The organism is Streptomyces noursei (assembly GCF_016917755.1).
GTDB lineage: Bacteria > Actinomycetota > Actinomycetes > Streptomycetales > Streptomycetaceae > Streptomyces > Streptomyces yunnanensis.
Window position 1 is genome coordinate 4,154,659 of sequence record NZ_CP070326.1, and the last position, 19,429, is coordinate 4,174,087.

Here is a 19,429-nt window from a genome sequence, read left to right on the forward strand (position 1 = left end):
TACGGACCGTCAGCCGCCGATCTTCTGTACGAAGTGCTGCACGCTGGCGAAGACGTCCCCGATCTGCTGGAAGAAGCCCTTGGTCGTCCCGATCCACTCCTGGAGCGGGGTGAACTCCCAGATCAACCAGGCCGCCACGAACAGCAGCAGCACCGTGAAGAGACAGCCCTTCAGGCAGCCCAGACCCGGGATCCGCATCGGGTTGGCGCTGCGCGGCCGCGGCTCGCGCCGGGGGCGGGGCTCCCGGGCGGGCGGCGGGGCCGGCTCATAGCGCTGCGGCGGCGGCTCCTGGCGGCGCTGCGGGGCCGGCGGCCGCTGCGGGGCGTAGCCGGCCTGCTGGCCGCCGTACGGGGGCTGCTGCGGGGCCTGGGCGGGCGCCGGGCGGCGCTGCGGACGGCGGCGCAGCGGGTCGTCCTGCGGGTCCAGGTACTGCACCTGGGTCTGCTCGTTGCGGTCCCGGGCGGCCCGCAGCTGGGACTGCCACGGGTGCGGACCCTCGGGCTCCGGCGGACCGGCCATGGGCGCGGCGGCCGGCATCGGGGGCACCGGCGGCATGGCCCGCGTCGGGGCCGGCCCCTGCCCCGGGGCACCCGTGGAGGGCAGCACGCTGGTCGGTGCGCCCGGGTCGTAGGGGGAGGGCGCGTTGGTCGGCAGCACCTGGGTGGGGGCCGCGGCGTCCGTCCCCTGGGAGCCCTCGGTGCCCGGGACCGTGGCCGGCTCCGGGTCGGGGGCGAGCAGCGCGGCGACGCCCAGCGCCGCCTCGGCCTGCTGCGGGGTGGCGTGCGCGCCGATGCCGGCGGCGACGGTGCGCAGCCCGCGCGCGAGGTTCTCGGCGCTGGGGCGCTCCTCGGGACGCTTGCGCAGGCAGCGCTCGACGACCGTCCACAGCGGTTCGGGAACCGAGGCGGGGCGCTGCGGCTCCTCGGCGAGGTGCCGGTGCAGCACCTCCAGGGCGGTCGCCCCGGCGAACGGCGGGCGGCCGGTGAGCAGCTCGTAGAGCAGGATGCCGGCGCCGTAGATGTCCACGGCGGAGGTCTGCGGACGGCCCTCGGCGGACTCCGGCGCCACATAGGCGGGGGTGCCGACGAACTCGTGCGTACGGGTCAGCCCCGGGGAGTCGGCGAGCCGGGCGATGCCGAAGTCGGTCAGCATCGGGTGCATCTGCTCGGCGCCGTCGGAGCCGGCGAGCAGGACGTTGGCGGGCTTGAGGTCGCGGTGGACGACGCCGTCGGCGTGGCTGGCGGCCAGCGCGTCGGCGATCTGCGCGGTGAGCAGCGCCGCCGCCACCGGGCTGAACGGGCCGTTGTCGCGCAGGTAGCGGTGCAGGTCGGGGCCGTCGACCAGGTCCATGACGAGCGCCAGCAGGTCGCCCTCGACGACCAGGTCGCGGGTCCGGACGATGTTGGGGTGGGTCAGCCGCAGCAGGACCGAGCGCTCGCGCAGGAAGCGCATCACCACGTCCGCGTCGGACGCCAGCTCCTCCTTGAGGACCTTGATCGCGACCGTCTCGCCGGGCTCCCCGGGGACGGCCGCCTCGGCACCCGCCGTCTCCCTCTGGCGGGCACGCCAGACGGTGCCCGTGGCGCCGCGCCCCAGAGGCTCCTCAAGCAGGTACTTGCTGCCTACCGGCCGCACGTCATGCGCTCCCTGGTTCGTGGTGGATCCTTGCCTGGCCCGCTGGGTCAGCCCGCGGCCCGTCGCCCCACTGTAGTGCCGTCGCACAAACATTTCGGTGCGCCGGACGGGGCGGGGTTCCTCGGGAAGACGCGCGTTCCGAGCCGTTGGTTGCCCGGATTCCGGACGCCTCCGGGGCCGCTCCACACAAGGGCAGGGGACCTTCGCGTCAACACGACCGGAACCCGCGTCAGCGGTCCGGGTGCCGTCCGCCCCTGACCGCTTCCCCGGCACCCGTTGATCGAAAACGGCCGGTTCGGTGCGTGCAAGCAGGCAGTTTTCCGCCGGGCGCCGACCAATCAAGATCATTAATGGGCGGTCGGCGGGCGTGTTGTCAGCGGCAGGTGCGAGGATGCATCCCAGCACGCACGCGGTAGGGGCGCGCGGTCACTGTCGCGACGTGCATGGGACATGTCCGTGCCGACGTGCCCGGGGTGCGGTGGGGGAGCGAGCGGAGCCCCGGCCGGATACCCGGCAGAAGGGACCGTTGACGGCGATGCAGATCCGGCTGACCGTCCTCGGGCCGCGCAGCGGCCACACCACACGGGCCTGCGACGTCCTCGTGACGGCCCCCGCCGGGACCGCCCTGGCGACGGTCGCCGGCTCGCTCGCGGCGGCCGTGGCGGGCTCCGGCGCGGACGTCGGCACCGGCGGCAGCAGCGCCCCCGTCGTGCTCTACGCCGGCACCGAACGGCTCGACCCGCAGCGCGCGGCGCTCGGCGAGCCGCCGCTGATCGACGGCGCGGTGCTCTCCCTCCAGGGCCCCGGCCCGGCCCCCGCACACGGCCTGCCCCACGGCTCCGCCCGGCTCCGCGTCGTCTCCGGCCCCGACGCCGGCGGCGTCCACCTCCTGCACGGCGGCCAGGTCCGCATCGGCCGCTCCGCCGACGCCGACGTCCCCCTGGACGACCCGGACGTCTCCCGCCTGCACTGCGCCGTCACCGTCGAGCCCGACGGCTCGGTGTACATCGCCGACCTGCGCTCCACCAACGGCACCCTCGTCGACGGCACCGAGCTCGGCGACCTCGCCGTCCCCCTGCCGCCCGGCGCCCTGCTGCGCATCGGCGAATCGGCGCTCCGCCTCCAGTCCCCGCCGCGCACCCCGGACCCGGCCCTGAGCGCCACCCCCGACGGGGAGGGCCACCTCCGGGTCGCCTCCGGGCGGATCGCCCCCGGAGCGACGGCCAGCGGGGCGACCACGTCCGGCGCCCTGTACGCCGGCCCGGCCCCCACCACCGCGGGGGCCGACGGCACCCCGCCGCCGGCCGTCCGATGGGCGCCCGGCGCGGAGACCACGTCCGGCGACGGGCCCGGCCGCCGCCGGGACACCCCGCTGCGCGGCGTTCCCGCCCCGGCCACCGGGGCGCCCCACGGCACGGCGACCGGCCCCGAGGGAGACCCCGGCACGCCCGGAATCCCGACCCGGGGCCCGGGCGGCCCGGCGGCGGACGGCCTGTTCCCGCCCGCCGCCCCCGCCACACCCTTCCCGGAGCCCGCCCCCGACCCCACCGCCCACCGGCCGGGCACAGCCGGCACCGCAGCAACCAGCGCCGAGGCACCCGGCTCGCCCCCCGGCCACCCCCCGCACACCGCACACACACCGGGACACCCCGGAGCGGAATACGCGGCGCAACACGGGCCCCGGGCGGCCGGCCACGACGCGACGACCGCGCACGGACACGAAGCGCTGTCCGGCCACGGCGCCCCGCCCACGGGCGGGCAGACCCACGGCGGACAACAGTCGCTGGCCCCGGCCGAATCGATGACCCGTAAGGCGGGCCGCCGCGGCGGCATCGGCGCCTGGGCGCGGCGGCTGGCCGGCGGACGCCCCGTGACGGAGCCGTCGGACCCGACCCCGAACGACGCGTACGACACCTACGACGACGCCCCCGCCCCGGTCGACGGCGCGTCCCGCGCACCCGCCGGCAGCGCCCCCGCCGGTCCGCCCACCGACGAACGCTGGCCGGACGCCGCCGCGATCCTGCTCACCGCGCTCGGCCCGGGCCCCCGGCTCTGGGAGCGCGGCCCGGAGCACCCGGACGCGCTCACCGTCCGCCTGGGCACGGCCGAGCGGGACGGCGGCCGGTCCGTCGCACCCGTCTCCGTCGAGCTGCGCCGGGCCGGCGCCCTCGGGCTGGCCGGGCCGCGCGGACGGCTCGTCGGGCTGGCCCGGTCCGCCACCGCCCAACTGGTCGCGCTGCACTCCCCCGGGACGCTGGAGGTCGTGCTGGTCAGCACCGACCGGGCGCACACCCTGGAGGAGCGGGTGGCCGACTGGTCCTGGCTGGGCTGGCTGCCGCACGTCCGCCCGACCCGCGGCCAGGACTGCCGGCTGCTGCTCGCCTACGACAAGGAGCAGGCCGCGGCCCGTACGGCCGAGCTGGTGCGACGGCTGGACGACGGCCCCCTGGGCCCCGGCTGGCCCAGCGCCGAGCGCGCCGAGGTGGCCTCCGCCGCCGCCCGCCACCAGGGGCCGTACACCCTGCTGATCGTGGACGGCGACCCCGGCTCGTCCGCGCTGCGCGAGACCACCGCGCGGCTCGCGGCGGGCGGCGCGGCGGCCGGCATTCACGTGCTCTGCCTGGCCGAGACTCCGGCCGCCTCCCCCGCCTTCCCGCTGGCCGCGACGTACGAGGCGGCGCGGGTCGCCTCGCCGGCGTTCGGCGAGTGCGGGGCGGTGGCGGTGCTCAGCGGCGATGTCGCCACGGCCCTGCGGGTGGTCCAGCCGGGCTCGGGGCCGAACGGCACGGTCGCGACCGTGGACGCCGTCTCGGTCGCCTGGGCGGAGCGTTTCGCCCGGGCGCTGGCGCCGCTGCGCGAGGTCGAGGCGGGCGGCGGCCCGGGGCCGGCGGCACCGCGCGCCGCCATACCGCTGCCGGAGTCGGCACGCCTGCTGGACGAACTGGGGCTGGCCCGCGCCACCCCCGCATCCCTGATGGCCCGTTGGGCGGCGGTACAGGACACCGACCGGCCCAACGCCGCCGCAGTACTGGGCGCCGGGCCGCACGGCCCCGTGGTCGCCGATCTCGCGGCCGACGGCGCGCATCTGCTCGTCGAGGGCGCGGCGGCCACCGGCAAGACCGAGCTGCTGCGGTCCCTCGCCGCGTCGCTGGCCGCCGCCGACCGTCCGGACCGCCTGTCGCTGGTGCTGGTGGACGGCGCCGGCACCGAGCGCGGCGAGGGCCTGCGGGTCTGCACCGACCTGCCGCACGTCACGACGCACCTGGCCGCCTCCGACCCGCTGCGGATGCGGGAGTTCGCCCAGGCGCTCTCCTCCGAACTCAAGCGGCGCGCCGAAATACTGGCCGGCACCCCCTTCTCCGAGTGGCGCAGCAAGCACCTCCCGGCCCCGCGCATCATCGCTCCGCGCCGCTCCGCCGAAGGCACCCCCACGTCCTCCAGCACGTCCCACCCCTCCGGCACGTCCAGCGGTTCCCACCCCTCCAGCACCTCTCACACCTCCCGTGCCGCCATGGCGTCCGGCGCCTCCCCCGCCACACCACCCCACCCCGACGCCCCCTCCCCTCACACCCCCAACACCGTCAACGCCCCACCCACCTCATCCACCTCGTCTCTCTCCTCCACCACCTCCACCCCACCCCCCACTTTCACAACGAGTAACCAATCCCAGGAACAAACTACTCTCAGTAATCGTTGCCGAAACAAGGAAGGAGGCAGCGGCACCCCGGCCGGCCCCGCGGACCACTCCCCCACGGGCACCCTGCGCCTACGCACCCGCCGCGGCGCCCCACCCCAGGACCACGTCCGCCCCGACGAGACGCCGACCCCTCAGACGGCCCAGACGGCCCACCAGGCGGCCCACCAGGCAGGAGCCCCGGCCCAGGCAGGAGCCCCGGCGGCCGCCCCGATGCCCCGCCTCTTCATCCTGGTCGACGACTTCGACGCCCTGGTCTCCCCGGCCCTGGGCAGCACGGGCCGCCCGGCCGCCGGTTCCGTGGTGCGCGCCCTGGAGGCAGTGGCCCGGGACGGCGTGGCACTGGGCGTGCACCTGATAGCCGCCACCGGCCACCCGGACCGCACCGAAGGCACCGCCACCGCCGAACGGGCCGCCCTGCGGATCCAGTTGGGCGCCGCCACCGACCCGGCCGAGCCGACGCCGGGCGGCTCCGAGCCGGTGCCGCCCGGCCGCGGGTGGCTGCACCGCGCGGGGGACGGCGCGTCCACGCCGTTCCAGGCGGGTCGGGTGACCGGGCGGATACCCCGTACGTCCACGCTGCGGCCGACCGTGGTGCCCCTGGAGTGGTCGCGGATGGGCGACCCGCCGGCCCGGCGCCCGCTGCGCGAACTGGGCAACGGCCCGACGGACCTGGCACTGCTGGCCAGCGCGCTGCAACGGGCCGCCCAGTCCTCGGGCGCGCCGGCCGGGCCACCGTTGGTGTGAGCAGGTGAGACGCGGGGGCCATCGCCACGGGGCGGGGCCCCCGCCGGCCTGAGGGCGCGATGTCGACGGGCCCGTCGACCTGCGGCGGCCGTACCCGTCGGCCCGCGGCGGCCGTAGCGGGCCCATGGCGGCAGTGGGCCCGTGGCTGCCGTAACCCGTGGCGGCCGTAACGGGCCCATCACGAAAGGGGAGTTGGCGTGGGTGGCGGTATTGCGGAGCCGGTGGTGGGGGCGTAGGACTGTCGCACGTGCCGTGGGCACGGAGCGGGCGGAGCACCACCGCACCACCGCACCACCGCACCACCGCACCACCGCACCACCGCACCGGGATCATGCAGGGCACCGCCCCGCACCGGCACCAGGGCACGGCTTCAGCACACCGGCACCAGGGCACCACGTACGGCAGCAGCGCATCGGCAGCAGCGCGCCCCGTACGGCAGCACGGCACTCGGCACGCAGCGACGCGGAACGGCGCCACAGCACGCACACGTACTCGGCACGGAAGTCACGTACTCGGTGTCACGTACCCGGCACGGCAGTACGGCAGTACGGCGCTCGACGGCAGTACGGCACGGCGGCGTGGCGTCGGCGTGTTCGGAAGGGGACGGCGCCGCGGCACCGGCGCACTCGCACGGAGGCGGCCCGCACGGGACGGGGACCGCTCGGCGGGCACGGGTTCATGGAGCCGCGGCAAGGGCTACGGAGGGGCTACGGGGATGCGCGGACGAGTCGACCGCATGGGGCGGACGGGCACCAGCAACGGCGCCAGCAACGGCACCGGAGGCGGGAGGGCGCGGCGGGGTGTGTGGGTGGTGGCCGGTGTCGCGGTGGTGGCGCTGGGGATGGCGGGGTGCGGGAGTGGGAGTGGGGGGAGTGGTGGGAGTGGGGGCACGGGAGGCGGGGGTGGGGGTACCGCGCCGACGGTGACCCTGCCGAAGCTGAGCGGGCAGCGGCTGCAGGTGACGGCGGTCTGGACGGGGGCCGAGCGGGACAACTTCACCAAGGTGCTGGCGGAGTTCGAGAAGCGCACCGGGGCGAAGGTCGACTTCGTGCCGAGCGGCGACGACATGGCCGGTTTCATCGGGTCCAAGATCGCCGGTGGCGGGCCGCCGGACGTGGCGCTGCTGCAGCAGGTCGGGGTGTTGAACGAGTTCGCGGAGAAAGGGTGGCTCAAGCCGCTCGGGGCGGACGCAAAGGCGCAGTTGGCGAAGAACTTCAGCAAGGGCTGGCGGGATCTCGGGGCGCACAAGGGCACCGAGTACGGGGTGTATTTCAAGGCCAGCAACAAGTCGTTGGTCTGGTACAACGCGAAGGTTTTCGAGAATGCCGGGGTTTCCGAGCCGAAGACGTGGCCGGAGTTCCTGAAGGCGGCGCAGACGGTTTCCGAGTCGGGTGTGGAGCCGGTGTCGGTGGGCGGGTCGGACGGGTGGACGCTGACCGACTGGTTCGAGAACGTGTATCTGTCGCAGGCCGGGCCGCGGAAGTACGACCAGTTGGCGAAGCACGACCTGAAGTGGACGGATCCGTCGGTGACGCGGGCGCTGACCACGTTGGGGCAGTTGTTCGGCCGCAAGGAGTTGTTGGCGGGCGGCAATGCGGGGGCGTTGCAGACGGATTTCCCGACGTCGGTGACGCAGACGTTCAGCGGGGGTGACACGCCGAAGGCGGCGATGGTGTCGTCGGCCGATTTCGCGGCGGCGAACATCGCGCAGACGAAGGCGAAGGTGGGGACGGACGCGAAGGTGTTCCCGTTCCCTGCGGTGGGGGCCAGGTCGCCGGTGGTGACCGGTGGGGACGTGGCGGTGGCGCTCAAGGACGGCAGGGCGGCGCAGGCGCTGCTGACGTTCCTGGCGTCGACGGACGCGGCGAAGATCTGGGCGCAGGCGGGCGGTTTCCTCTCGCCCAACAAGGAGCTGGACCAGGCGGCGTACGCGGACGACGTGATGCGGAAGATCGCCAAGGCGTTGGTCGCGGCGGGGGACGACTTCCGGTTCGACATGTCCGACCAGGCGCCGGCGTCGTTCGGGGGGAAGCCGGGGCAGGGCGAGTGGAAGGACCTGCAGGACTTCCTGAAGAGCCCCAAGGACGTCGCGGGCGTTCAGCAGCGGCTGGAGCAGGACGCGGCCAAGGCGTTCAAGCACTGAGTCCGGGGCGTCGGGGTCCGGGTGCCGCGGCCCGGGCCCCGGTGCGGCCACGCGAGGGAGCCATGTCGATGCGATCGGGAGCGGGGGGATCGTCACGATGAGCGGTGCGGGCACGGGTGCGGGCGGGCGGGCCGGGGCGCGGCGGCGGTCGGTGGCCGGGTCGCGGTGGTGGGTCGCCGCGGTGTTCCTGTTGCCGGCGTTGGTGTTGCTGGGGGCGCTGGTGGTGTATCCCATCGGGTTCTCGGTGTACCGGAGTCTGTTCGATGCGTCGGGCAACGGCTTTGTGGGGCTGGGTAATTACGGGGCGATGTTCTCGGACGAGGGCATCCGGACGGCGTTGAAGAACAACGTGGTGTGGGTCGTGGTGGCGCCGACGGTGTCCACCGCGCTGGGGTTGATCTTCGCGGTGCTGACCGAGCGGGTGCGGTGGGGTACCGCGTTCAAGTTGGTCGTCTTCATGCCGATGGCGATCTCGATGCTGGCGGCCGGGATCATCTTCCGGCTGGTCTACGACCAGGATCCGCAGCGCGGGGTGGCCGATGCGGTGTGGGTGGCGGTGCATGACACGTTCGCGGAGCCGGCGCCGTTCCCGGGGGCCAAGCCTCGGCCGAACGCGGATCTGCGGCCGTCGGGGGGCGGGTCGTTCACGACGCGGTCGGTGGTGCGGGCGGGGTCGTCGGTGCGGCTGCCGTTGGTGGCGGTGCAGCCGCGGGACGTGCAGAGAGCGGGTCCGGCGGCGGCCGCGCGGCCGCGGCCGGGGAAGGTCACCGGTACGGCGTGGCTGGACTTCACGCGTGGGGGCGGGGGGCGGCCGGGTGTGATCGATCCGGGTGAGAAGGCGTTGGCCGGTCTGACGGTGGAGGCGGTCAAGGGCGGCCGGGTGGTGGCGTCGGCGGTGACGGCGGCGGACGGGACGTATGTGTTGCCGGCGGAGGCGGCGGGGGCGCGGCTGCGGTTGCCGGCGGCGAACTTCGCGGCGGCGTACAACGGGGTGGACTGGCTGGGTCCGGCGTTGGTCACGCCGGCCATCATCGGCAGTTATGTGTGGATGTGGGCTGGTTTCGCGATGGTGTTGATCGCGGCGGGGTTGGCGGGGGTGCCGCGGGAGCTGTTGGAGGCGGCGCGGGTGGACGGGGCCGGTGAGTGGCAGGTGTTCCGCCGGATCACGGTGCCGCTGCTGGCGCCGGTGCTGGTGGTGGTGCTGGTCACGCTGATGATCAACGTGCTGAAGATCTTCGACCTGGTGTACATCATCGCGCCGGGTTCCAGTCTGCGGTCGGCGAATGTGCTGGCGTTGCAGCTGTTCCAGTCGTCGTTCGGCACGGATGTGGACGAGGGGCTGGGGAGTGCGATCGCGGTGTTCTTGCTGGTGTTGGTGTTGCCGGTGATGTACGTGAATCTGCGCCGGATACGGAAGGAGCGCCGCCGATGACGTCGCCGATGTCGGCCGTGGAGGGGGCCGCGGTGCCGGCCGGACGTGGGGGTCGCGGGCGGGGGCGGCGGGCGGGCGGTGGGCCGTCGGTGGCCGCGCGGCTCGCGGCGCGCGCCGGGGGCGGCGCGGTGCGGGTCTTCCTGGTGCTGGTGGCGTTGTTCTGGCTGATGCCGTCGGTGGGGTTGCTGCTGTCGTCGCTGCGCAGTCCGGCGCAGATCGCCGAGTCGGGTTGGTGGCAGGTGTTCACCCGGCCCGCGCAGTTGACGTTCGACAATTACGGCCATCTGCTGTCGAACGGGAAGGTGATGGGGTCGCTGGTGACGACGGCGGCGATCACGGTGCCGTCGACGGTGCTGGTGGTGGTGATCGGGTCGCTGGCGGGTTATGCCTTCGCGTGGCTGGAGTTCCCGGGGCGGGACGCCTGGTTCATGGTGGTGGTGGGGCTGCTGGTGGTGCCGGTGCAGGTGGCGCTGATCCCGGTGGCGAAGCTGTTCGGTGCGGTGGGGTTGTTCGAGACGACGGCCGGGGTGGTGCTGTTCCACACGGCGTTCGGGCTGCCGTTCGCGGTGTTCCTGCTGCGGAACTTCTTCGCGGAGATCCCGCGGGAGCTGCTGGAGGCGGCGCGGCTGGACGGGGCGGGTGAGCTGCGGCTGTTCACGCGGGTGGTGATGCCGCTGGGCGGGCCGGCGATCGCGTCGCTGGGGATCTTCCAGTTCCTGTGGGTGTGGAACGACATGCTGATCGCGTTGATCTTCGCGGACAGCGGGCATCCGCCGATCACGGTGGCGCTGCAGCAGGAGGTGCGGCAGTTCGGCAACAACATCGATGTGCTGGCGCCGGGGGCGTTCCTGTCGATGGTGGTGCCGTTGGTGGTCTTCTTCGCCTTCCAGCGGCAGTTCGTGTCGGGCGTGATGGCGGGCGCGGTGAAGTGACCTCCCCCGGCAGGCCGGGAGGGAGCCCCGGTCGGCGGGCGCGGGCGGCGGGGCGCGGTCGGGCGCCGGGTGGGAGCGGTGCGCGGGAGATGACCGGAGCGGGGGGTGGCGCTCACCTTCCGTTCATGTTGCTGCCCCACGATGGCGCCGCTCCGTGAAGCGCGTGGTGCGACGGGGTGGTCGGCGGGCGTCCGCCGGACCCCGGCGTGGTGCCGCGCCCTCGTGTCGTATGTCGTCATCGATTCCCGACCGTCTGGAGACGGACCGCACATGACTGCCGTTACCGCAGACCAGAGTGCCGACCAGCTGCCGCGCCCGACCCGGCTGTCCGAGGTCAAGGGCTGGTTCTTCACCGCCGATCAGCTGCTCTTCGACTGGTTCCTGGAGCATCAGCAGGACCGGTCGGTGGCGGGTGACCTGCTGGAGCTGGGCGCCTACATGGGCAAGAGCGCGATCTTCCTGGGGGCGCGGCTGCGTCCGGGCGAGCGCTTCACGGTCTGCGACCTGTTCGACTCGCCGGCGGCGGACGACTCCAACTCCAAGGAGATGGCGAAGTCGTACGCGACCCTGACGCGCCGCGTGTTCGAGGCCAACTACCTCGCGTTCCACGACGAGTTGCCGGTCATCGTGCAGGGGTTGAGCTCGCTGGTGAGCGAGCACGTCGAGGCGGACAGCGTGCGGTTCGCGCACATCGACGCGTCGCATCTGTACGAGCACGTGCACGGCGACATCCTGGCGGTGCGGGAGCTGCTGTCCGACCGCGGGGTGGTGGTGATGGACGACTACCGTGCCGAGCACTGCCCGGGGGTGGCCGCCGCCACCTGGCAGGCGGTGACGAACCACGGGCTGCGGCCGATCTGTGTGACCGGCACCAAGTTCTACGGCACGTGGGGTGATCCGGAGCGGTATCAGGGTGCGTTGCGGGAGTGGCTGGCGGCGCGCGGTGACGTCTGGCACGAGGTGCAGGAGGTCAACGGTGCGCCGCTGATCCGGTTGAGCGCCAAGGGCGCGAAGGAGCCGGCGCATCCGGTGTCCCGCCACCGGGCGGTGCCGCAGCGGCCGGCTGAGCGGCAGCCGGAGGCGCGGCCGGCGGAGGCCGGGCCGGCGGCGGGGCGGCCGGCGCCGCGCCCGGCGGGCGGTGCGCTGCGCCGGGTGGCGCTGGACGTGCTGCCGCCGATCGTGACCCGGGCGATCGTGCGGGCCCGCAAGGGCTCCTCGGGGCGGTAGTCGGGGAGGGGCGCCGGGCCGTGGGGCGGGCGGGCCGGCGCGGGTGTGCCGGGCCCGTCCGGTTCAGCCCCGGGGTACCTGTCCGACGAGCACGAAGGAGTTCGACCGCAGGACGCGGCCGGCGGTGCGCGGCAGGGGGTGGGAGTAGGTGCGTCGGACGGCCAGTCCGGCGGATTCCGCGAAGGCCCGCAGCAGGGGGAAGTCGGTGAAGCGGACGGGTTCGGGGCCGGCGCGGTGGCCGGCTTCCTGCGCGGTGATCAGCAGGACGCCGCCGCCGGGCCGGACGTAGCGGACGTAGGCGTGCAGCAGTTCCTCGACCTGTTCGTCGTCGAGGTGTTGCAGGACGTGGGCGGTGAGCAGCGCGTCGAAGGCGCCGGGGCGGGCGTGCGGGCCGGCCAGGAAGGCGTCGGCGGTGTAGGCGGTCAGGCCGCGGGCGCGGCAGTGGGCGACGGCGCGCGGGTCGTGGTCGATGCCGACGCTGCCGGGGGCGCAGGCGGCGAGGGTGTCGCCGTCGCCGCAGCCGATCTCCAGGACGCGGCCGGGGCCGATCCGGCGCAGTTGCCGGGCGAAGGGGGGCCGGGCGGGCAGGAGCCGGGCCAGGCCGGCGCGTTCGCAGAGGGCGGGGAGGCGGACGGTGGAGGCGGCCGGGGCGGTGCCGGTGGGGTGGGGGGTGCGGGCGGCGGGGGTGCCGTGGGCGGGGGCCGCGGTGTCGGGGCGGTCGGTGGCGGCGGAGCTGTCGGTTCGGCCGGGCATCGCGGGACGGTCACCTTCCTGGGCTGCGGACGGTTGCCGGTGTCCGGCGCGTGGGGCACCGGGCACGCTGTCCCACGGTCTACGCCATCGCGCGGTCCGGGCCGTTCCGCCGCACCTTCGCCTCACCCTTTCAGCGCAGCGCCGGTGACCGGGCCGCCGATGGACGAGTTGAGGGACGAGTCGGCCGCATCGTCCCGTGTGTGTCCCGGGGTTGGCCCCGTGGTCCGCAAGTCCGGAAAGGCTCCTCCGCCCATGAAGCCTCGACTCACCGTCGTCGTCCCGGTCCCGCGCGGTGCGGGGTATGCGCGCCATGTGGAGGAGTGTCTGGAGTCGGTGGCGGCCCAGACGCTGCCGGAGCTGGATGTGGTGCTGGTGGACGACGGGCCGGCGGAGGAGGCGGACGGGCCGCCGGCGGGGCCGTGGCGGGGGCTGCCGGAGCGGGATCCGCGGTTCCGGGTGGTGCACGACGGCGGTGGGGGTCGGGGCGGGGCGTGGAACGCGGGTGCCCGGCACGCCTTTCCGCACACCGAGTACGTGGCGTTCCTGGCGCCGGACGATGTGCTGCTGCCGCGGGCGTACGAGGATCTGACGGGGTTGTTGGACAAGTCGGGGGCGGATCTGGCGACCGGCAACGTCTACCGGCTGGGGGCGGCGGGCCGGAGCCAGTCGGTGGACCATCCGGCGGCGCGGGAGACGGTGCTGCGCACGCATGTCAGCGAGGATCCTTCGCTGCTCCGCGACCACTTCGTGCGGAACAAGGTGTTCCGGCGCTCCTTCTGGGAGCGGCACGGCTTCACCTTTCCCGACGGGGAGTGGTGCGACGGGGCGGCGGTGGCGCTGCCGGCGCACGTGCTGGCGGAGGCGGTGGACGTGCTGCACGAGCACGTCTGTTACTGGCGGCTGCCGGAGGGCGCCGGTCGGCATCGGCGGCCGTCCGCGCAGGGGGTGCGGGACCGGTTTGCGGCGGTGGCGCGGATGCGGGCGCTGCTGGCCGATCCGGCGCGTCCGGAGTGGGGCCGGCTGCGGGCGGACTACGACCGGGCGCAGTTGACCGGGGGGTTGGTGGACCTGGTGGCGGGGTTGCCGGGGGCGGCGCCGGAGGTGCGGACGGCGTTCTTGGACTGTGCCCGGGACTTTCTGTCGCGGACCGATCCGCGGTTGTTGCGGGCGCTGCCGGTGGAGCTGCGGATGCAGTGGTATCTGATCCGGGCCGGGCGGCTGACGGATCTGGTGGCGCTGCTGGCGCACGAGGCGCGCAATCCGGGGGGTTTCGCGGTGGCCGGGCCGCCGCTGCGGCGGCGGGCGGTGCTGCCGGTGGCGCCGCCGGTCGCGTTGCCGGCGGGGGTGGCGCGGCTGGAGCGGGCGGACTTCCCGGTGCGGGCGGAGGTCCGGGAGGCGGTGTGGCGGGGCGGGGTGCTGCTGTTGCGGGGCTGGGCCTATGTGCGGAACCTGCCGGCCGGGACGCGGCACGGCTATCTGCGGACGGCGGTGCTGTCGTGCGGGCGGCGGCGGATCGTGCTGCCGCTGCGGACGGTGGCGATGCCGGAGGCGACCGCGGCGTCCGGGCAGGAGCTGCACTGCTACGACTGGTCGGGGTTCGAGCTGCGGCTGGATCCGGCGCGGCTGCGGCGCGGCGGGCGGCTGGTGCCGGGCGAGTGGCGGGTGGAGGTGCTGCTGGCGTCGGCAGGGGTGGTGCGGTCCGGGGAGTTGGGCGCGGCGGAGTGCGGTTCGGGGGCGGCGCCGGGGGCGTACGAGGGCACGGACGGGATGTGGGTGACGCCGCGGTATGTGGACGGGCGGCTGCGGATCGCGGTGGCCCGGCGGGCGCGGCGGCTGGCGGCGCCGCCGGTGGTGGCGGGCGGGGCGTTGGAGCTGGCGGTGACCGCGCCCGGTCCGGCACCGGTGGCGCTGCGGCTGACGCACGAGGGGACGGGGACGGTGGTGTCGTTCCCGGTGGAGGGGGCTGACGGGGGCGACGCCGGGACGGACGGCGGGGCGCCGGCGGTGGACGGTGCCGCGCGGTGCGTCGTCCGGGTGCGGCTGGACGCGTGGGACGCGGCCCGGCCGGGGCGGGACGGTGCGCCGGCCGCGATCCCGCCGCCGCACACCGAGACGTGGCTGCCGGAGCTGGTGCTGCCCGGCGGCGGCACCGATCCGGTGGGCGCTCCCCCGGAGATGGCGCCGGTGGTCCATCCGCTGTCGCACGGGCGGGAGTTGGTGGCGGCGGCGTCCCCGGCCGGGGAGCTGGTGCTGCACGACCGGGTGCCGCAGGCGTACGTGGACCGGGTGGTGTGGCGGACGGACGGGACGCTGCTGTTGGCGGGGGCGCTGCCGGATGTCGCGCCGCCCGTTCCGGAGCTGGTCCTCAAGCACGCCGCGCACGCGGCCGAGGTGGTCTTCCCGGCCGTGCACGACGACGGGCGGTTCCACTGCGCGCTGCCGCTGGCCGCGCTGCCGTCGTTGGCCGGGGAGGTGCCGTTGCGGGAGGGCCGCTGGACGGTGCACCTGCGGGAGCGGGGGGCGGTGGGGTCGTCGTCGGACGCGCCGGTGCGGTGCGTGCCGTCGGTGTTCGACGGGTTGCCGGTGTCGCGGACGGTGCGCGGCAAGCCGTTCACGTTGGACCGGATGCGGCACGACGAGGTGTTCGTGGTGGCCGGGCCGGCGCTGCCGCCGGTGGATCGGGGCCCGTACCGGCGGCGGGTGCTGCGGGAGCAGCACTATCCGCTGCACCGTTCCCGGCCGCTGCGCGACACGGTGCTCTACAGCAGCTTCGGCGGCCGGGCGTACGGGGATTCGCCGCGGGCGGTGCACGAGGAGCTGGTGCGGCGGGGGATGGACGTGGAGCACCTGTGGGCGGTGCGGGACGCGCAGACCGCGGTGCCGCCGTCGGCCCGGCCGGTGGTGGTGGGCAGCGCGGCCTGGCACGGGGCGCTGGCGCACAGCCACTGGATCGTGACCAACACCCATCTGCCGCGCTGGTTCGTGCGGCGGGCCGGGCAGCGGGTGATCCAGACCTGGCACGGGACGCCGCTGAAACGGATCGGCGCGGACCTGGCGGGGACGCTGTGCGGGGGGCTGGTGCATCTGGCGCCGCGCCCGCGGCTGGGCCGGCAGTGGAGCGTGCTGCTCTCGCCGAATGCGGTGAGCACCCCGGTGCTGCGGTCGGCGCTCGGCTATGCGGGGAAGCTGCTGGAGACCGGGCTGCCGCGGACCGATGCGCTGCACGCCGCGAACCGGGACGAGGTGGCCGCCGCGGTCCGCGCCCACCTGGGTGTCCGGCCGGACCAGCGGGCGGTGTTGTACGCGCCGACGCCGCGCGACGACGTGGCGTACGACGCCTCGCACCACCGGCTGCACCTGCCGTTGGACCTGGCGGCGGCGCGGGCGGCGCTGGACGAGAGCCATGTGCTGCTGGTGCGCAGTCATCCGCAGGTGCCCGACCGGCTGCCGGCGCACCATGCGCCGTTCGCGGTGGACGTGTCGTCGTACCCGGACGCGACTGAGTTGCTGTTGGCCGCGGACGTGCTGGTGACCGACTACTCGTCGTTGGCGGTGGACTTCGCCAACACCGGTCGTCCGATGCTGTTCCTCACACCTGATCTCGCGCACTACCGCGACACGTTGCGCGGTTTCAGCCTGGATTTCGAGGCGCGGGTGCCGGGTCCGTTGCTGTCGTCCACGGGCGAGTTGGTGGAGGCGCTGGGGGATCTGCCGGCGGTGGTGCGGGCGAGCGCGGAGGCGTATGCGGAGTTCCGGGGGGCGTTTTGCCATCTGGACGACGGTGGGGCGGCGGGGCGGGTCGCGGACCTGGTCATGGAGTGAGCAGGCGGGCCGCGGGGTGCGGGTGGCGGGCCCGGTCCGGTGGGGCGCGGGGCGGTCCGGTGCGCGGTGGCCGGATCGGCATCTCCCGGCGCCCGCGTCGTTACAGCATGTGCGGGCGCCCTAGCGGGGTGTCCGCGCGGGTTGGCCGACGGCCCCGTTGCGGGGGCCGGCTGGTCATGAGACGGCAATGAGGCGAAGAATGGCGGGCGGCCGGTGCAACCGCTCGACGGTTTTCGGCCTCTGACCCTGGAGAGGCAGGGGTCCGAACCCGCTCGCGCCAAGAGCTGCTGTCGACACGAAATGTAGATTTAGTGACTGTGAATGACGCCCTTGAGCCACAGCCTGGGCCTGCCCTCTCGTCCGCCGCGCAGGTCAGTGTCGTCGTCATCGCGTTCAACGACGCCCGGCACGTCGCCGACGCGGTGCGTTCGGCGCTGGCGCAGGGAGACCAGGGAGACGCGGTCACCGAGGTGATCGCGGTGGACGACGCCTCCACCGATGGCACCGGCGCCGCCCTGGACGCCCTGGCCCGCACCGAGCCGCGGCTGCGGGTCCTGCACCGCGGCGAGAACAGCGGTGGCTGCGGGTCCCCGCGCAACGACGGGCTGCGGGCCGCCACCGGCCAGTACGTGATGTTCCTCGACAGCGACGACGTGCTGCCGCCGGGCGCGGTGCCGGCCCTGCTGGCCGCCGCGCGGCAGCACCGGGCGCCGGTCGCCGCGGGCGCCTGTGTGCGCCGGGAGCTGCCGGCGCGGCGCGACGTGCCCTGGCAGCCCGCCCTGTACCGCGAGCCGGCCGTGTACGACAGCCCCGACACGGCACCGCAGTTGGTCCGCGACACCCTCTGCGTGAACAAGCTCTACGCCCGGGAGTTCCTCACCGGCCACCGCATCGCCTTCCCCGAGGGCCGTTACCACTACGAGGACTTCGTCTTCACCGCCCGGGTGCTGGCCGCCGCGCCGAAGATCGTCACCGTCCCCGACACGGTCTACATCTGGCACGTCCGGCGCGCCGCCGCCCAGCAGTCGATCTCCCTGGACCGCAAGGACGTCGCCAACTGGCGGCAGCGCATCGAGGCGCACCGCACCGTGCTGCGGATCCTCGGCGACGCCGGGCGGAAGACGCTGGTGCAGGCCGCGGCCACCAAGTTCCTCGACCACGATCTGCGGATGTACGTGCGCGAGTTGCACACCCGCGGCATCGACTACCGCACCGAGTGGTGGCAGCTGACCCGGGACCACCTGGCGTCCTTCGAGGAGGCCGAGCTGCGCGCCGCGCACGCCCCGGCGCGCTGGCTGGCCCGCGTCGTCCTGGCCTCCTCCGCCCCCCGCGACCTGGACCGGCTGACGCAGCTGGCGGCCCGGCCCGGCCGGCTGCTGCCCCCGTATGCGACGGGTCCGGACGGTGCCCCGGTCTGGTCGGCGGACCTGCCCGAGGTGCGGCTGGACGGCCTGTCCCCGGGGGACACGGTGGACGCCGCCGACGAGGACGTGCCCGGTATCGGGGCCACCCCCGTGCTGCCGGTGACGATCGACGCCGATCCGGTGCTGGGCACCGCCCGCGGGGTGCTCCGGCTCCGCGTCCACGACCTGTACGGCCGGCTGGCCGCGGCCGGCCCGGTCAGCGTCGACCTGGCGCTGCAGCGCCGCCGCGACGAGCGGCCCGGCCCGGTGCTCACCGCGGCCCTGGCGCCCGCCACCGACGGCACCGCCTGGACGGGCACGGTGATGCTGGACCTCGCGCCGCTGACCGAGCTGCCCGGGTCCCGGCCCGACGAACCCGAGCCGTGGGACGTGACGGCCCGGGTGACCTGCGCGGACGGCACCGTCATCGGGGCCGGGCTGCGTGCCGTGGGCGCCGGGCTGCGGCGCCGGGTGCTGCCCAGCCGGCGCCGGCTGGTGCTGCTGGCCCAGCCCTACACGACCACCGGCGGTGCGCTGGCGTTCCGGGTGGCGTCCGGACCGCGCAGTGTGTGGCGGATCGCCGCCCGGCGGCTGCGTCGCTGACCCGCACGCCCCCGTCCGTTTGTCCCTCTGCCTAGGATGGGCGCTATGTCTTACCTGATCACCGGTGGTGCCGGTTACATCGGCGCCCATGTCGTACGAGCCCTTCGGCAGGCCGGCGAGACGGTCGTCGTCCTCGATGATCTGACGACGGGCGTGCGCGCCCGGGTCCCCGAGGAGGTGCCGCTGGTCGTCGGCTCGACGCTGGACCGTGCGGTGCTGGACGCCACGATCGCCGAGCACGGCGTCACCGACGTCGTCCACCTGGCCGCCAAGAAGCAGGTCGGCGAGTCGGTGGAGATGCCGCTGCACTACTACCGCGAGAACGTCCACGGCCTGCAGACCCTCCTGGAGGCGATGGCCGCGGGCGGCGTCCCACGCTTCGTCTTCTCCTCCTCCGCCGCCGTCTACGGCATGCCGGACGTGGACCTGGTCACCGAGGACACGCCCTGCGTCCCGATCAACCCGTACGGCGAGACCAAGCTCGTCGGCGAGTGGATGGCGCGCGCCGCGGGCAAGGCCCACGGCATCAGCACCGCCTGCCTGCGCTACTTCAACGTGGCCGGCACCGCCACCCCCGAGCTGGCCGACACCGGGGTCTTCAACATCGTCCCGATGGTCTTCGAGCGGCTCACCCAGGGCGCCGCGCCGCGCATCTTCGGTGACGACTACGACACCCCCGACGGCACCTGCATCCGCGACTACATCCACGTCGCGGACCTCGCCGACGCCCATGTCGCGGCGGCCCGCAAGCTGGCCGAGCCGGGCCCGGTGCGCGACCTGACCCTCAACATCGGCCGGGGCGAGGGCGTCTCGGTCCGCGAGATGGTCGATCTGATCGCCGAGATCACCGATCACCGGGGCGTGGTCCCCGAGGTCACCCCGCGCCGTGCCGGCGACCCGGCCCGGGTGGTGGCCGCCGCCGACCGCATCAGCAAGGAGCTGGGCTGGGAGGCCCGCCACGACGTCCGCGACATGATCACGTCGGCGTGGGCGGGCTGGCAGCACCACCACCCGGAGTCCCGCCAGGGCTGACGGCCC

Annotated in this window: 10 protein-coding genes; 8 read left to right on the forward strand and 2 right to left on the reverse strand. The window is 74.8% G+C overall.

Annotated features, from left to right (window positions below; genetic code table 11):
• Positions 1 to 9: 9 nt before the first annotated feature.
• Complete coding sequence (locus tag JNO44_RS18330; RefSeq protein ID WP_205365305.1) at positions 10 to 1,635, reverse strand: serine/threonine-protein kinase; 1,626 nt, start codon at positions 1,633 to 1,635, stop codon at positions 10 to 12.
• A gap of 535 nt (positions 1,636 to 2,170) precedes the next feature.
• On the opposite strand from JNO44_RS18330, the gene JNO44_RS18335 reads away from it, so the two are divergent.
• From JNO44_RS18335 to JNO44_RS18355, 5 genes are all read left to right on the forward strand, one after another.
• Positions 2,171 to 6,076, forward strand: coding sequence for an FtsK/SpoIIIE domain-containing protein (locus JNO44_RS18335; protein ID WP_205370022.1), 3,906 nt, complete (start codon positions 2,171 to 2,173; stop codon positions 6,074 to 6,076).
• A gap of 841 nt (positions 6,077 to 6,917) precedes the next feature.
• Positions 6,918 to 8,219: an ABC transporter substrate-binding protein gene (locus JNO44_RS18340; RefSeq protein WP_240167975.1), complete on the forward strand. Its 1,302-nt coding sequence runs from the start codon at positions 6,918 to 6,920 to the stop codon at positions 8,217 to 8,219.
• Positions 8,220 to 8,316: 97 nt separating this feature from the next.
• Positions 8,317 to 9,651 carry a carbohydrate ABC transporter permease gene (locus tag JNO44_RS18345; protein ID WP_240167580.1) on the forward strand — a complete coding sequence of 445 codons (1,335 nt, stop codon included), beginning with the start codon at positions 8,317 to 8,319 and terminating at the stop codon, positions 9,649 to 9,651.
• Positions 9,648 to 10,583 carry a carbohydrate ABC transporter permease gene (locus tag JNO44_RS18350; protein WP_376738543.1) on the forward strand — a complete coding sequence of 312 codons (936 nt, stop codon included), beginning with the start codon at positions 9,648 to 9,650 and terminating at the stop codon, positions 10,581 to 10,583. Before JNO44_RS18345 ends, JNO44_RS18350 begins: the two co-directional genes overlap by 4 nt.
• A 270-nt stretch (positions 10,584 to 10,853) precedes the next feature.
• Positions 10,854 to 11,810, forward strand: a complete 957-nt coding sequence (locus JNO44_RS18355) for a class I SAM-dependent methyltransferase (RefSeq protein ID WP_205365306.1) — start codon at positions 10,854 to 10,856, stop codon at positions 11,808 to 11,810.
• A gap of 63 nt (positions 11,811 to 11,873) precedes the next feature.
• Here JNO44_RS18355 and JNO44_RS18360 read toward each other — a convergent pair whose 3' ends face one another.
• Positions 11,874 to 12,563: a class I SAM-dependent methyltransferase gene (locus JNO44_RS18360; protein WP_205365307.1), complete on the reverse strand. Its 690-nt coding sequence runs from the start codon at positions 12,561 to 12,563 to the stop codon at positions 11,874 to 11,876.
• 252 nt (positions 12,564 to 12,815) lie between these two features.
• Between JNO44_RS18360 and JNO44_RS18365 the strand changes: the two genes are divergently transcribed.
• From JNO44_RS18365 to galE, 3 genes are all read left to right on the forward strand, one after another.
• Positions 12,816 to 16,385, forward strand: a complete 3,570-nt coding sequence (locus JNO44_RS18365) for a bifunctional glycosyltransferase/CDP-glycerol:glycerophosphate glycerophosphotransferase (RefSeq protein WP_205365308.1) — start codon at positions 12,816 to 12,818, stop codon at positions 16,383 to 16,385.
• 317 nt (positions 16,386 to 16,702) lie between these two features.
• Positions 16,703 to 18,391, forward strand: a complete 1,689-nt coding sequence (locus tag JNO44_RS18370) for a glycosyltransferase family 2 protein (RefSeq protein WP_205365309.1) — start codon at positions 16,703 to 16,705, stop codon at positions 18,389 to 18,391.
• A 45-nt stretch (positions 18,392 to 18,436) separates the two neighbouring features.
• Positions 18,437 to 19,423: a UDP-glucose 4-epimerase GalE gene (gene galE / locus JNO44_RS18375; RefSeq protein ID WP_039635951.1), complete on the forward strand. Its 987-nt coding sequence runs from the start codon at positions 18,437 to 18,439 to the stop codon at positions 19,421 to 19,423.
• Positions 19,424 to 19,429: the final 6 nt, after the last annotated feature.

Excerpts from the sequence above, each read along its gene's own strand:
- galE (WP_039635951.1), top strand. The coding sequence starts at position 18,437 with ATGTCTTACCTGATCACCGGTGGTGCCGGTTACATCGGCGCCCATGTC.
- JNO44_RS18355 (WP_205365306.1), top strand. The coding sequence starts at position 10,854 with ATGACTGCCGTTACCGCAGACCAGAGTGCCGACCAGCTGCCGCGCCCG.
- JNO44_RS18340 (WP_240167975.1), top strand. The coding sequence starts at position 6,918 with ATGGCGGGGTGCGGGAGTGGGAGTGGGGGGAGTGGTGGGAGTGGGGGC.
- JNO44_RS18345 (WP_240167580.1), top strand. The coding sequence starts at position 8,317 with ATGAGCGGTGCGGGCACGGGTGCGGGCGGGCGGGCCGGGGCGCGGCGG.
- JNO44_RS18350 (WP_376738543.1), top strand. The coding sequence starts at position 9,648 with ATGACGTCGCCGATGTCGGCCGTGGAGGGGGCCGCGGTGCCGGCCGGA.
- JNO44_RS18360 (WP_205365307.1), bottom strand. The coding sequence starts at position 12,563 with ATGCCCGGCCGAACCGACAGCTCCGCCGCCACCGACCGCCCCGACACC.
- JNO44_RS18365 (WP_205365308.1), top strand. The coding sequence starts at position 12,816 with ATGAAGCCTCGACTCACCGTCGTCGTCCCGGTCCCGCGCGGTGCGGGG.
- JNO44_RS18335 (WP_205370022.1), top strand. The coding sequence starts at position 2,171 with ATGCAGATCCGGCTGACCGTCCTCGGGCCGCGCAGCGGCCACACCACA.